The organism is Brevibacterium sp. 239c (assembly GCF_900169365.1).
Classification (GTDB): domain Bacteria; phylum Actinomycetota; class Actinomycetes; order Actinomycetales; family Brevibacteriaceae; genus Brevibacterium.
Genome location: NZ_FXZH01000018.1, coordinates 19075 through 33188 on the forward strand (window position 1 = coordinate 19075; position 14114 = coordinate 33188).

The 14114-nt window shown below is 63.6% G+C and carries 12 protein-coding genes and 1 pseudogene; 8 read left to right on the forward strand and 5 right to left on the reverse strand.

Annotated elements, in window-relative coordinates:
• Nucleotides 1-187 precede the first annotated feature (187 nt).
• Together BSP239C_RS15265 and BSP239C_RS15270 are read left to right on the forward strand one after the other, a co-directional pair.
• Nucleotides 188-940: a FadR/GntR family transcriptional regulator gene (locus BSP239C_RS15265; RefSeq protein ID WP_101574218.1), complete on the forward strand. Its 753-nt coding sequence runs from the start codon at nt 188-190 to the stop codon at nt 938-940.
• Between the two features lie 36 nt (nt 941-976).
• Nucleotides 977-1897 (forward strand): SCO6745 family protein, encoded by a 921-nt coding sequence (locus BSP239C_RS15270; protein WP_101574219.1) that lies wholly within the window; start codon nt 977-979, stop codon nt 1895-1897.
• Between the two features lie 74 nt (nt 1898-1971).
• On the opposite strand, the gene BSP239C_RS15275 is transcribed toward BSP239C_RS15270, so the two are convergent.
• The 3 genes from BSP239C_RS15275 to orn form a co-directional block, all read right to left on the reverse strand.
• A complete protein-coding gene (locus BSP239C_RS15275; protein WP_101574220.1) occupies nt 1972-3663 on the reverse strand; it encodes a SulP family inorganic anion transporter in 1692 nt (563 codons plus the stop codon).
• Nucleotides 3660-4085 (reverse strand): helix-turn-helix transcriptional regulator, encoded by a 426-nt coding sequence (locus tag BSP239C_RS15280; RefSeq protein ID WP_101574221.1) that lies wholly within the window; start codon nt 4083-4085, stop codon nt 3660-3662. Before BSP239C_RS15280 ends, BSP239C_RS15275 begins: the two co-directional genes overlap by 4 nt.
• Before the next feature lie 85 nt (nt 4086-4170).
• Nucleotides 4171-4776, reverse strand: a complete 606-nt coding sequence (orn, locus tag BSP239C_RS15285; protein WP_101574222.1) for an oligoribonuclease — start codon at nt 4774-4776, stop codon at nt 4171-4173.
• A 169-nt stretch (nt 4777-4945) separates the two neighbouring features.
• Between orn and BSP239C_RS15290 the strand changes: the two genes are divergently transcribed.
• The 3 genes from BSP239C_RS15290 (at nt 4946) to BSP239C_RS15300 (ending at nt 9500) form a co-directional block, all read left to right on the forward strand.
• Complete coding sequence (locus BSP239C_RS15290) at nt 4946-6565, forward strand: hypothetical protein (protein WP_101574223.1); 1620 nt, start codon at nt 4946-4948, stop codon at nt 6563-6565.
• Nucleotides 6566-6789: 224 nt separating this feature from the next.
• Nucleotides 6790-7734, forward strand: coding sequence for a tetratricopeptide repeat protein (locus BSP239C_RS15295; RefSeq protein ID WP_101574224.1), 945 nt, complete (start codon nt 6790-6792; stop codon nt 7732-7734).
• A gap of 53 nt (nt 7735-7787) precedes the next feature.
• Nucleotides 7788-9500, forward strand: a complete 1713-nt coding sequence (locus BSP239C_RS15300; protein WP_101574282.1) for a hypothetical protein — start codon at nt 7788-7790, stop codon at nt 9498-9500.
• Nucleotides 9501-9616: 116 nt separating this feature from the next.
• On the opposite strand, the gene BSP239C_RS15305 is transcribed toward BSP239C_RS15300, so the two are convergent.
• Both BSP239C_RS15305 and BSP239C_RS15310 read right to left on the reverse strand, forming a co-directional pair.
• A complete protein-coding gene (locus tag BSP239C_RS15305; protein WP_180959063.1) occupies nt 9617-10009 on the reverse strand; it encodes a hypothetical protein in 393 nt (130 codons plus the stop codon).
• 92 nt (nt 10010-10101) lie between these two features.
• Nucleotides 10102-10452: a hypothetical protein gene (locus BSP239C_RS15310; protein WP_101574284.1), complete on the reverse strand. Its 351-nt coding sequence runs from the start codon at nt 10450-10452 to the stop codon at nt 10102-10104.
• Between the two features lie 408 nt (nt 10453-10860).
• On the opposite strand from BSP239C_RS15310, the pseudogene BSP239C_RS21190 reads away from it, so the two are divergent.
• The 3 genes and pseudogenes from BSP239C_RS21190 to mnmA all read left to right on the forward strand — a co-directional run bounded on the left by BSP239C_RS21190 (nt 10861) and on the right by mnmA (nt 14049).
• Nucleotides 10861-11589: pseudogene (locus BSP239C_RS21190) on the forward strand (lysostaphin resistance A-like protein).
• 58 nt (nt 11590-11647) lie between these two features.
• Nucleotides 11648-12859: a cysteine desulfurase family protein gene (locus BSP239C_RS15320; RefSeq protein WP_101574225.1), complete on the forward strand. Its 1212-nt coding sequence runs from the start codon at nt 11648-11650 to the stop codon at nt 12857-12859.
• Complete coding sequence (mnmA, locus tag BSP239C_RS15325; protein ID WP_101574226.1) at nt 12856-14049, forward strand: tRNA 2-thiouridine(34) synthase MnmA; 1194 nt, start codon at nt 12856-12858, stop codon at nt 14047-14049. The genes BSP239C_RS15320 and mnmA overlap by 4 nt, the downstream gene beginning before the upstream one ends.
• Nucleotides 14050-14114: the final 65 nt, after the last annotated feature.

A 14114-nucleotide genomic window follows, 5' to 3' on the forward strand; every position in this document is an offset into this window, starting at 1 on the left:
AATCGGATCCGGGGCATGGCCTCTGGGCGGAGGTCGATCGAATGCGACGGAAGTGGTTCTTGTCACAAATGTGGTCAGACCATATCATAGAGGAAAGTTCCAGCAAAGACCTCGGTGCTGGTGACATCGGCACCGCGCAGATGCCGGGCCTTCTGACTGACTCACGGACGGCGAAAAGACAATTACGATGAATAAGGCTTATGAAATAGTGCTTGCCGGAATCGAGCGTGCGTTCCTCGACGGCAGCCTCACCCTGGGCGACCGGCTGCCGGGGGAGCGGAGCCTGGCCGAGCGCTTCGGCGTTTCGCGCTCCAGTGTGCGCGAAGCCATCCGCATCCTCGACGCCGTCGGCCTCATCCGCTCCGGCGTCGGATCGGGGCCAGGAGCCGGATCGGTCATCGTCTCCGAGCCCTCGGTCGGCCTGTCACGGGCCCTGAAGCTGCACGTCTCGGCCCGACATATCGCCCCTGCGGATGTGCTGACGACACGAGTCGTTCTCGAATCCGATGCGGTCGCCACCGCCGCAGAAGCTGTCGCTGCCGGTCACGATGAGGCCGGGGCAATCGTCCCAAATGGGGGACTGGGTGAGGCCCACCTCAAGCGAGCGGATGAGCTCCTGGCTAAGATGCGCGAACCCGGCATCGTCAAGGAATCCTTCCACGATCTCGACGCCCGATTCCACCGTGAACTGTGCGCTGCCGCAGGCAACCCGGTCACCGACATCATCCTCGCCTCACTCTCGAGCAGCATCATCGACTATGTCTCGTCGGCGGCCGCCGCGACCCAAGACTGGGCCTGGGTGCAAGCCGAACTTACGAAACAACACGCCGGTCTCCTCGACGCCATTCTGACCGGCGATGCTGACCGGGCGCGGCGCGAATGCGCGGCCCATATTCACTGGTTCGCCAGCACCACCGACATCGGTGCGGCACGAACATGACCAGCACAACAGGAACCTGACCCTAGGATTGGCACCATGAACCCTTCACGCACACAGAACATCAGGACCGTCTCTTCGCGTCTCAACTCATTCCACTCGGCCATGTACTTCTCCGAGACCGTGGGGCAGGAATATGCCAAACACGGACTCGAAACCGGAGTCGAAGGGACCCTGGCGGCACGGTCGGCGCCCTTGGGTCGCGTGAACGCCGGGGTCGTCAGCGCCGCCTACTACAACTACTCACACGCCTTCCTCTCAGACCAGTTCCCGAAGCTGTGGGAGAAGGTCTCACCGGAAACCATGGTCCAAGCTCGCTTCGATGCGGTGGCCGTCTTCATGGCCGAACTCTTCGAATCCCGCGAGGACATAGCCCTGCTCACCGAGGCGGCCACGGAGCTGGCCACAGCCATGACGCCGGTGCTGGCGAATATGGACTTCTCGGGTCGGGTGTTGGCCCAGGCCACAGCGGACGCAGTCTCCGCGCACACGGCCAACACCGCGTTCGAGCAGCTATGGGACGTGGCGACGATTGCCCGAGAATTTCGGGGAGACGGCCATGTGGCCTCGCTCGTGACGGCAGGTGTTCCAGGCATCGACGCACTCATGCTCGATGTCGCCACGGGCGCCTCGTTCAAGCCGCGTGCGGCGCAGAAGACCCGTGGATTCACCGATGAGGAATGGAAGAGCGCGCAGACGCGCCTGGCCGAAGCCGGACTCATCACCGTCGATGCCGACGAGCGCGGCTTCGACCTGCCGGCCATCACCGATGCCGGCCGCGATCTCAAGGAACAGGTCGAGCAGCTCACCGACGGCACGGTCGCCGCCGCCTGGTCAGCACTCAGTGATGAGGAGATCGAGGCACTCGTGTCTCCGAGCCGCAGCCTGATCAAAGTCCTGGCCCAGTCGGGTGCCTTCCCGGCCACGATCTTTGCCCAGCCGGCCAAGAAGGCCAGCTGAGCGTCGGACCAGCGTTGGGTCTGACTCGAGACAGCGTCGAATCAGCATCGAGGCAACTTCGAGCCAGCCTCGTATCAGCGTCGAGTTGAGGCCCTCTCCACGTGGGAGCGGGCATGCTCGATCGCACAGGGCAGGTCATCGAAGAGGTGCCTTTTGTCCCTGAGCGCACCGAGGACACCGACGTGCCGAAACAGATCGACGTGGGCGTCCTTGACGCCCTTGATGAGCACCGTGATTCCGCGGCGTTCGAAGGTGTGGACCACCTCGGCGAGGATGCGTGCACCGGAGGCATCGACGAGTTCGAGCTGAGACATCCGCAGAATCACGACGAGGATCCCGTCGAGTTCCATGACCTCGTCGAAGACCCGATCGGAGGAGGCGAAGAACAGCGGCCCATCGAAGCGCACGATCGAGATCGAGTCGTCGCCGGGCTGCGTGTCCTCTCCAGCGGAGACCTCTTCGATCGTCACTCCTGTCGTCCGGGACAGATTGCGCAGCGCGAAGGCAGCGGCCACCACCATGCCGATTCCGACGGCGATGATGAGATCGAAGGAGATCGTGATCAGCGCGGTGATGACGAAGCCTGCGGCATCGGAACGCGTGGAGCGCATGATGGCACGCACCGTGGTCAGATGAACCATTCGCACCGCGGTGACGAAGAGGACTCCGCCCAGTGCCGCGAGGGGAATCTGGCCTACCGGCGCGGCCGCGGCGAGGACGATGGCCAGCAGAACGAGGGCGTGGACGATCGATGCCAGCCTGGTGCGACCACCGGCCCGGATATTGACCGAGGTGCGAGCGATCGCACCCGTGGCGGGCATGCCGCCGAAGAGTGAGGAGCCGATGGACGCAATGCCCTGTCCGACCAACTCCCGATCTGGACGGTAGGCGCCCGCATCCGACATCGAGGAGGCCACCCGTGCCGAGAGCAGCGATTCGATCGCGGCCAGCGCCGCGATCGTCCCCGCCGCCGGCAGCAGCCCACCGATGGCACCGAGGTCGATGGCCGGGACAGAGGGCAGGGGCAGCGAGCGTGGAATCGCTCCGATGGTCGCCAGAGGATTGGGCACGAGAGCGGCGAGGACCGTGGCGATGACGATGCCGACGAGCGAACCCGGGATCGAGGAGTGGATCTTCGGTGCCAGGACCATGCACACGACGACGATCGCGACCGCCGTCAGAGAATAGGGCAGATAGGACCAGTCAGCCTCGCCGATGAGCTGAGCGGCCGCGACGAGCGCATTCGTACTGTGCTCACCGGGCCGCGAATCTGCCGGCGTGGTGACGAACGGGACCTGCTGCAAGAAGATGATGGAGGCTATGCCCAGGGTGAACCCCTCGATCACCGGCCAGGGAATGAATGAGACCGCGCGCCCCAGACGCAGCAGCCCGGCCGCCACGACGATGATCCCGGCGATGAGCGTCACCACCACCACAGCCTCGGCGCCCTGAGAGGCGACGATGGGCACGAGCACGACCGCCATGGCACCGGTGGGTCCCGAGATCTGGACATGCGAGCCACCGAAGACCGCAGCGAGCAACCCCGCCACGATGGCAGTGATCAGGCCCTGCTCCGCCGTGAGGCCCGAACTCACACCGAAGCCGAGCGCCAGCGGAAGGGCGACGATGCCGACGGTGACACCGGCAACGAGGTCCTTGGGCCAGGAACGGCGGGTCTCGCTGTAGTCGGAGACGCCCGGCAGCAGAGAACGCACCCGCTGGAAAGCGGCCCGCAGGGTCGCCGAGGTGGTGGTAGGCGAAGTCATGACGTGGGCTCGCCCGTGGCCGCGGTGCTGCCCGCAGTCGCGGCGTTGTCCACAGCTGCAGGGCCACCTGGAATCTGCGGCAGCGTCTGGGCCTGGGCTAAGCGGCCCCCATCGTCTTCGAGCATCGACAGCAGCAGCGACCTGGCCACGGAGAGCAGTTCGGCGGTGCGCCGGTCGGCAAGGCGGTAGTAGACATGGCTGGCCCGACGCTCGGATTCGACCAGGCGGTGTCGGCGCAGAACGGCAAGATGCTGGGACAGATGGGAGGCTTCGAGCTCGGTCTCGGCCTGCAGATCGGTGACACTGACCTCCGGAGCACCGGCGAGGAGCTCGAGGATCCGGATTCGATACGGGTGGGCCAGGCCCTTGAACAGGTTCGCTTTGACCTCATACAGAGGCCGCTGCATGTGATTTAGTGGCATGATGAAGTCATCATTTCACAAGTACGAAGAAAACGGCGCATTGCGCGGTTTTCTTAAATCGGTGCGGGAGCGCTGCGATGCCGGCTCAGCGCGAGATATGTGACCCCACCTCGGCGGCAATGGACTTCGCCTCTTCTGACGTCGGCCCCTCAGCTGAGAAGACGGCCTTCCGGTAGTACTGGAGCTCCATGATCGAGTCGAGGATGTCGCCGAGGGCACGGTGGCCGCCGTGCTTCTCCGGGGACTGGAAGTAGGCGCGGGGGAACCACTGCTTGCTCAGTTCCTTGATCGAGGACACATCGATGATCCGGTAGTGGAGGTGATCGACGAGCTCAGGCATCTGCTTCGTGAGGAACACCTTGTCCGTGCCCACGGAATTGCCGCCCAATGGTGCCTTGCCGGCCTCCGGGACATGCTGTTTGATGTACTCGAGCACCCGAGCCTGCGCGTCGGCGACCGTCGTTCCCGCATCGAGTTCGGTGATGAGTCCCGAACTCGTATGCATCTGGGTGACGAAGTCGTTCATGTTCTCCAACGCCGCAGCGGAGGGCTTGATGACGATGTCGATGCCCTCGTCAAGGGGATTGAGGTCGAAGTCGGTGATCACAGCCGCCACTTCGATGAGCTCGTCCCTGACTTCGTCGAGGCCGGTCATTTCACAGTCGATCCACACAATTTTGTCGTTGCTCACCAGCCCAGCTTAAAGCAGAGCGTGGGCCGTGGGCATCTCGCTTCGCTGTGCGCACCGACACACGCTGAGTACACGCACAAAAACAATACGCGCGCAGTGACTTAAACTTGGACTGTCCCACGGGTCAACGTGGGACCAGAAGAGACTTTGTTGAGGGAAGGGTTCGTACGTGCGCTACACACTTGCTGTGATTCTCATGGTGGTGGGTGTCGTTGTCGGAGGCCTCGGAATTCTGCAGAAGACCCTGTGGGCGCCGGACGACCAGATCACCGCGACCACAGAGATCGATGCAGACACACCGGCTGTCGTCGTCGACCCCGGAATGCTCAATCTCTACGAAACCCCCGCGACCCTCGAAGCCAAGGGCTCCGGTGATCTGACGATCGCTCAGGCCCCGATCGAAAACGTCGACGCCTGGACCGGAAACTCCCCAGTCGCACACGTGACGGGACTGGCACCCGATGGCGGACTGACCGTGAAGCCCGAAAACGGCGATGCCAAGATGCCCAGCCCGGCCGGAGCCGACCTCTGGACCGCTGAAGTCACCGGAGCAGACTCGGTCAAGCTCGACTGGACCGATGATGCGAACCGGACAGGCTTCCTCATCGCCGGCAGCGGTGAACCAGGCGACGTCAAGACCGTCACCATCTCCTGGCCCAACCACGCGGAGACCCCTTGGGCCATCCCCCTGATGATCATCGGCGGGGCACTGATCGTCGGCGGCATCGTCGTTCTCTTCTTCAACCGCAAGAGCGCGAAGAAGGAGAAGAATCGGCGCACGGCCCGCCAGGAACGTCGCCGCAAACTGGCGGAATACGGAACCGCATTCGCGATCGTGCCGGTGCTGGCTCTGAGCGCCTGCGGACCTGAAGAGCTGCCCAAGCCTGAGCCCTCGGAGGCCCCGAGCACTGCAGCAGCCGGCGTCAACGACGACCAGGCCAAACGAATCCTCGACTCCGTGGCCGACGACATCAAGGCTGCGGATAAGAAGACTGACAGCGCCAAGCTGAAGAAGCGTGCAACCGGGCCTGCCCTGCAGCAGCGCGAAGACGCCTACAAGGTGCAGGAGAAGGTCGAGAAGCAGAAGCTGCCGCCGGCAGTGGCCAAAGAGAAGGTCGTCGTCAACTACACCGCGGCCACCGATTCTTGGCCGCGCATGACCAGCCTCATCACCTCGGCGGGCAATGACACCCAGCTCCTCGTCCTGACCCAGGAAGATCCGCGCTCTGACTACAAACTGTGGTCACAGACCCAGTTGGTCCCGGGCACCAAACTTCCGGATATTCCCGACTCCCGACAGGGATCGGCACTCCTTGATCCGAAGACCAAGGACTTCGTGACGACCCCGGAGAAGGCAGTCTCCGACTACGCCAAGGCGCTGGGTTCGGGGAAGGACTCGAAGGAAGCCAAGAAGTTCGAGGCCGATGACTTCTCGAAGTCGATCTGGAAGAACCAGGCAGCACAGAAGAAGAGTGCCGAAGACGGCAAGGCCGAGGTCGACTACAAGTACACCCCGGGCAAGGAGATCGTCGCGCAGGGGACTGCCGGAGACGCCGCCGTCGTCACCGGAGTCGTCGAGGCCGAGTCCACGATCTCTCCGGAATCCGTTGACGGACGCACCGGAACCCTGACTCTGTCCACCCCGCAGAAGGAGCTGACCGGATCCGACAGCACCCAGAAGCCGGTGACGACGAAGACAACCCAGGTCCTGACGTTCCTCGTGCCCAAGGATGGCAAGGTCCGCCTCATCGGCGGCCTGGAGACTCTCAGCGGCGTCGAACTGAAATAGCCCGGGCTTAGAATAGTCGGCTGGTCCCGAGGCTGAATAGTCGCAGGGCCGCAGTTTGAAATAGTCGCGGGCCCGGCGGTGTTGATACGTTCTATGCTGGATGTCATCAGCACCGTCGGAGCTTAAGAATTCCCGACGGACCTCAGCACTGTAGGATTCCCGACGGATACGCACCACGCACCGTACGAATTCGCACTTCCCGCAACAAAGGAGACCACGTGTCAATGGATCCCTCGCAGGACAACGCACAGCCGAACCAGGGACTCGACCTGTCCGCGGTGCGCAGCAAGAATCTGCCGCACGAGGAGCAGCGCGGTGGACCGGGGCAGGTTGCCAACGCAGCGGCGGACCCGAGTGCGGTTCCAGTACCGGCCTTGGTATTCGACGTCGACGAGGCCAGCTTCAACGACGTCATCGCGATCTCTGACCGGGTTCCCATTGTCATTGACCTGTGGGCTGATCGCAGCGAGGAGAGCAAACAGCTCTCTCCGGTCATCGCACGCCTCGTCGAGTCCTTCGGCGGTCGGCTGGTCCTGGCACGCGTCGATCTCGACGCCAATCCGCGCCTGCAGCAGGCCTTCGGCGTCGAGTCGATCCCGAACGTCATCGCCATCGTCAAGGGCCAGCCCGTACCTCTGTTCCAAAGTATGCTGCCCGAGCCGCAGGTGAAGGCCTACTTCGATGAGCTGCTGAAGCTGGCCGGCGAGAACGGTGTCACCGGTCATGCTGTGGTTGCCGGAGCCGAGCAGGAACCAGCGGGCCCCGCCCACCCCGAGGCAGAAGAGGCCCTGAGCCAGGGAGACTTCGACACAGCCGAATCCCTGTTCAAAGCTGCCCTGGCCACATCGCCGGCAGATGAGGAAGCGAAATCCGGTCTGGCCAGAGCCGGACTGGGGCGTCGCCTCATCGATGCCGATCCTCAGCAGCTCATTGCCACCGCCGATGCGAATCCGAAGGACGCCGAAGCGGCCAAGGCGGCTGCCGATGCAGAGATCGTGGGAGGCAACCCGAGCAGTGCCTTCAATCGACTGATCTCTCTGATCCGCGTCAGCGCAGGCGATGAGAAGGAAGCGCTGCGTCTGCGGGTTCTCGAACTCTTCGAAGTCCTGGGCGCGGATGATCCGGCCGTGACCAAGGCACGCACAGCATTGATGAGGGCCTTGTTCTGAACCAGAGAGTCCGTCTCACCACAGCCATTCTGTTCGCGGTCGCAGCGGTGATCGTGGCAGTACTGGTGATCTCAGCGCTGTCCGTCGTCGGCACCGACGAGGTCACCGAGACCGACGCCTTCAAGGTCAAGGACGGCGCCTATGCCGTCGTCCTCGACGAGGCGATCGTTCCCTATTCGGGCACCAGCGTCACCGTTGAGGCCGCGAATGCCGACGGTAAGAAGCTGTTCGTCGGCACCGCCAACGGCGTCGACACTGACAGCATCCTCGATGGTGTGGCACAGGAGCAGATCAGCAACGTCGAGTTCCCGAACACTCTCGAGCACCGATTCATCCCCGGCGACGCCGCTCCCGAAGCGACGCTGACAGACAGGGACTGGTGGACCAGCAAGGACACAGGGGAGAAGGTCGCGAAGACCTTCGACCTCGACGCCGACCCGCAGGTGCTCGTCATCTCCGCCGCAGACAAGGGCGAGAATCTCGATGGAACCACGGTCTCGCTGAAGATGCGTGTGGAGGGAGTCCTGGCATTGAGCCTGCTCGGCATCGCATTGGGCATCATCTTCGCCGGATTCGCGGCCTACTTCTTCCTGCGCTGGTTCAATTGCCGGATCCGACCGGAGAAGAAGCCGGTCGCGCGAAAGACTGACCGCGGGGCGGGTCCAGGGGCCGGCCTCGGCGCTGGGGCGAACGCACAGGATTACACGACGGGCACCGGTCGGGTGCGAAGCTCCCGCCTCGTGAAGAACCCTGATGAGGCGAAGGCAGAGCCACCTCGGCGGAGGAACACACGAGGCAGGCGCTCACTGCGCTCGGTCACAGCGTTGAGCCTGACGACGGGAATGGCCTTGAGCGGATGCAGTGCGCTGCCCGTGGCGCAGCCGCACAGCCCTGAGATCACGCCCTACGAGCGCACGGCGATGCGCCCGGGTGAGGCCGGGAAATTCATGACCGACTACACCGAGTCGCTCGATAAGATCCTCGACGACGGAGGCACCGACCTCGAGAAGATTCAGGGCGAACCCCTGATCGATCGGACCCGCGCCCAGATGCAGATCGCGAAGAAGGCTAAGCAGAAGCTGCGGGCACCGAATTTCAGCGAGGTCGTCGCCGGTAGCCCGAGCTTCACCGAGTACCCGATGTGGTTCTACGCCTTCGGCACCTCCGACGGTGATAAGAAGCTCACACAGGTCCAGCTCGCGACCCGGGAATCGGCGGCGGCGGATCCGATCGTGCGCACCGCCTCCTACATCCCGACCGATCAGACGCCGACGCTCATGGCCGACGGACACGGGGCAGTCAAGCCCGGGCCCAAGGGATTCGACGATGAGATGACGAAGACCGCGGACCAGGTCTCGAAATTCCTCGCCGACGGCAAGGCCGATAAGGCCGATGCCAAGGGGCTGAAAGAAGGCGGGTTCAAGGATTTCAGGGGCTACCTGGGCGACCTGCGGGGTAAGGACTCCGGATTCGACAAGGTCGATATCTCCTGCAAACCCTACGAGAAGCTCGACTTCACCTCGATGACCCTGAGCACCGAGCACGGCGCCATCGGGATGGGCGAGGTCCGCTGCACCCTGACGATCAAGGTCCCCGACGACTATTCGGTCGACCTGGGTGACACCATCGAGGCAGTGAAGACTAACGACAAGGACGGCAACACCGTCAAGGTCGACACCGCCCATCCGTATGTGCTGATGAAGACCAAGGATGAGCTGAGCGCCGTGTCCACCGACTGGAACGTGCTGTCCTCACACATCGAGTGACAGTCTCGTACATCGAGTGAGACTCACGCATCAATTGACAGTCAGGCCCCGCCGCGGTTGGGCCTGACTTTTCAATTTGGGTGGTCTTCGCTGGTGCGGCCTCGGTCGGTGTGACCTCAGCTGGCGCGGATTCTGCGGCCCACGAGGGAGAGCCACCAGAGTCCGACGAGCGGCAGGATGAGCGGGATGAACCCGTAGCCGCTGCCGAAGGACGACCACACGGAGGGCTTCGCGAAGTCTTCCGGATGGGTGAAGCTGAGGATGCCGACGACGATGACGCCCACGAACTCGATCACGCAGGCGCCGATCGCAATCCGGTGCGAGATGCGGTTGCCGATGACCAGGCAGATTGTGGCCACGATGTAGATGATCGCGGCGATCACGGACAGCGAATACGCGACCGGTGCCACGTCGAACTCGCGGATGACCTGATAGCCCGCGCGAGCTGTGGCCGATAGAGCGAAGACTCCGTAGACGGCAGTCAGTGCCCGGCCCGGGCCGGTGTGCATCGCCGAATACGGTGAGCGATTGCGTTTCGCGGCGCGGTCCTTCTTCGCCGAGGCGGCCGCTAAGCGGACACCGCCACCGTCGTGTCGCTTCTTCAGTGCCAAATCTGGTCCAATCTCTCGATCATGACGATCACCGTCAGTCCTGCTGCTGCGAGCACGCCCGGCCCCCATCTGCTCAGTTCCGCGAACGCCCAGAAACCAGCCAAGGCGATGACGAGGATCGCGGTGATGACGTAGCCGAAGTACAAGAGCGGATCGACGCCGTGGGTCGACCCGAACGTGGCGATCGAGAGCACCAGCTGCACGATGAGCAGCAGCAGAAGCAGTGCAGTCGCGCCGAGCAGCAGTTTGCCGGCGGGTCTGTTGCGGATGGTTTCGACGATCGACCAGATGGCCAGAACGGCGGAGACGGCATAGAGCACGATGGTGAAAACGGTGAACACCCGACCCAGTTTAGTCGGCACCGGACTAAGAACTGTCACCGGAGCACTCCTAAGCACTCAACGGTGCGCAACAGAGCACTCAACTGTGCGCGAAGAGAGTCCGCGCCCAGATTCCACGGACCTGTAGAACAATAGATGTTGTTGATACTGTCGGAGCATATGCCTGACACCTTCGATGACTTCTTCCCACGCACCTCGACAGTAATGGACCGTGGGGACCGCCTGCGCAGAGTTCCTTGGGCCGCGTTGGTCACCTTCGTCGCCGTCTCCTTCGGACTTGCCTGGCTGGTGAGCATGCCTCTCTGGCTGGCCTCAGGGGACAGCCAGGCATCGGCTCTGTTCAACCGCATATTGCCGGTGGTTACGATGTTCACTCCGCTCATTGCAGCAGCGGTCGTGGTGTTCGTCATGAAGGTGCCCCGTCGCGAGTGGGCACGGTTCCTTGGCCTGTGGCCGCTGCGGCCCGCCAAGCGAGTCGTCTGGTTCGCGGTCATCATGACGGTGGCGCCCATGGTGCTGGTGTTTGCATGCATCGCCATCTCGGCCCTCTTCGGGTGGATCCACCTCGATCTCGTTCACTTCTCCGGCTTCCAAGAGACGCTCGATGCCCGTATCGAAGAGTCCATGCTGCGGCCGATTGCCCTGGCTTCGGTGGCGGTCATTCCACTGGCGTCGGTCTTCAACGCGCTGCCGGCCTTCGCTGAGGAAGCAGGCTGGCGGGGCTGGCTGTTGCCCGCATTGCGGCCACTGGGAACCTGGCCGGCACTGCTGCTCAGCGGGGCCATCTGGGGGTTGTGACATTCGCCGATCATCCTTCTGGGCCAGAACTTCGATGAGCCGAACATCTGGGGCGTGCTGCTGATGACCGGCGGTTGCATCGCCTGGGGAGTGCTCTTCGGCTGGCTTCGTCTGCGCACCGGGTCCATCTGGCCCGCCGTCATTGGTCACGGCTCACTCAATGCTTCGGGCAACCTCGTCTTCCTCGTAGGTACGGCGGGCGACTCCGCGAATCTTCCTCTGGTCAATCCGCTCGGTGTCTCCGGCTGGATCGTCATCGGCATCGTCGTCATCGTTCTTGCCCTGACCGGACAGTTCAAACGCGAGCCGCAGCTCCGCCGACAGTCGGTCCGGCAGTGACTATGAGATGCGGCACTGATCCTGGCCGAAGTGCCGATCACGACCTAAAATAGGGAGAGTGCCGATTTACCTTGACCACGCAGCCACCTCGCCGATGCCGGCAGAGGTGCTCGACGTCTACACCGACGAACTGAGCCGACGGGCCAATCCCTCGGCTCTGCACACCGTGGGTCAGGCCGCGCGGATGCGTATCGAGACCGCCCGCGAGGACATCGCCCGTGGCGTCGGCGCAGCCACATCATCCGAGGTCATCTTCACTTCCGGCGGCACAGAAGCCGATAACTTCGCACTCAAGGGCCTCTACCTGGCCCGCAACGACTCCACCTTCGAAGCACCGGTTCGCCCGCGCGTGCTCACAACGACGATCGAGCATCATGCGATCCTCGACTCGGTGGAGTGGCTGGGCACTCAGGGTGCCGAAATCGTCTACCTCGACGTTGACGAAGAAGGCCACCTCGATCTCGATGCCGCCCTGACCGAACTGCGCCACGCCCCCGAGCGCACCGCTCTCATCTCCATCATGGCCGCGAACAATGAGATCGGCACCCTCCAGCCGATCGCCGAAATCGGCTCGTGTGCCAAAGATCTTGGTGTTCCCTTCCACATCGACGCCGTGCAGGCACTGGGCCAGATCCCGCTGAACTTCGCCGAGCTCGGCGCGACCGCCATGTCGATCACCGCCCACAAGATCGGCGGGCCCGTGGGCATCGGCGCACTGCTGCTCGACCGCGCCGCCGTTCCTGCGCCCATCCTCCACGGTGGGGGACAGGAACGTGGAGTCCGGTCCGGCACACTCGACGTGGCCGGTGCTGTGGCCTTCGCGAAGGCCGTGGACCTCGCCACTGCCGATATCGACGCCCGAGCCGCCCGCTTCTCATTCCTGCGCGACCGGCTCATCTCCGGCATAGAGGACACGATTCAGGGCGCCACCCTCTCCGGTCGCCGAGGTGGAGGCAGACTCCCCGCGAACGCGCACTTCACATTCTCCGGGTGTGAAGGCGATTCCCTGCTCTTCGGCCTCGATGCGAGAGGACTGGCGACCTCAACGGGCTCAGCCTGCTCGGCCGGGGTCTCCCGTCCCTCCCACGTGCTGCTGGCCTGCGGCATGAATGAGGACGTCGCCAGATCAGCACAACGATTCAGCCTCGGCCACGACTCGACCGAAGACGAAGTCGATCGCCTTCTCGAGGTTCTGCCCGAAGTCGTCGAACAAGCACACCAGGCTGGAATGGTCTCGGCCACTCCACGCTGGATGCAAGGAGCATCATGAAAATTCTCGTCGCCATGTCCGGCGGAGTCGACTCATCAGTCGCCGCAGCACGCGCCGTCGACGCAGGCCACGAAGTCGTCGGAGTCCACCTCGCCCTGTCCCGCATGCCCGGAACCCTGCGCACTGGTTCACGCGGCTGCTGCACCATCGAAGACTCCCGGGACGCCCACCGTGTGGCCGGAATGCTCGACATCCCGTTCTACGTGTGGGACTTCTCCGAGAGGTTCAAAGAGGACATCGTCGATGACTTCATCGCCGAATACGCGGCCGGGCGCACACCCAACCCGTGCATGCGCTGCAATGAGCGCATCAAGTTCGCGGCCCTCCTCGATCGTGCCCTGGCACTGGGCTTCGACGCCATCGCCACAGGCCATTACGCCGAGGTGCTGCGCGACGAGAACGGACTCCCCGAACTTCACCGCGGAGAGGACCTCGCGAAGGATCAGTCCTATGTCCTCGGCGTACTCTCCGGCGATCAGCTCGAACACTGCTATTTCCCGATCGGCGCCACCGCATCGAAGGCGGAAGTCCGCGCCGAGGCGGCCGAGCGTGGGTTCTCCGTGGCCAACAAGCCTGACTCCTACGACATCTGCTTCATCCCCGACGGCGATACGAAGGCGTGGCTGGCGGACAAGATCCCCATGCGTCCGGGCCTCATCAAGGACGCCGAAGGTGAAACCCTGGGCGAACACGATGGTGCGATGACCTACACCATCGGCCAGAGAAAGGGCCTGGGCATCCAGAAGCCCGCCGCCGATGGTCAGCCGCGCTTCGTCACCGGCCTCGACCCGGCCTCGAACACGGTCACGGTCGGCTCCCGCAGTGATCTCGGGGTCTCTCACCTGACCGGCATCCGAACCACCTGGGCCGGTCCGGCACCGGCCGATATCGGCACCGAACCTGCAACCGCCATCGACTGCGAGGTCCAGATCCGGGCGCACAGTGACCCGGTTCCGGCCAGGGCGTGGCTCGGCGACTACATCTCCGAGGCGCCCGAACATGAAGTCAACCCGATCGTCGATGAGGTCGAGGTTCCGGCCGCACGACCTGCCGGGCAGCTCATGCACATCGACGTCGATGAGGAACTCTCCGGCGTTGCTCCCGGGCAAACCATGGTCATCTACCGTGGAACCCGGGTTCTCGGGCAGGCCACCATCGACGTGACAGCCAAGGACCGCCTCGGCGTCTGAGGACGATTCGTCCGGCTCGGCGTCTGCGGGCAAAGACTGCTGCAGCGTCTGAGCTGTGGTCTTCG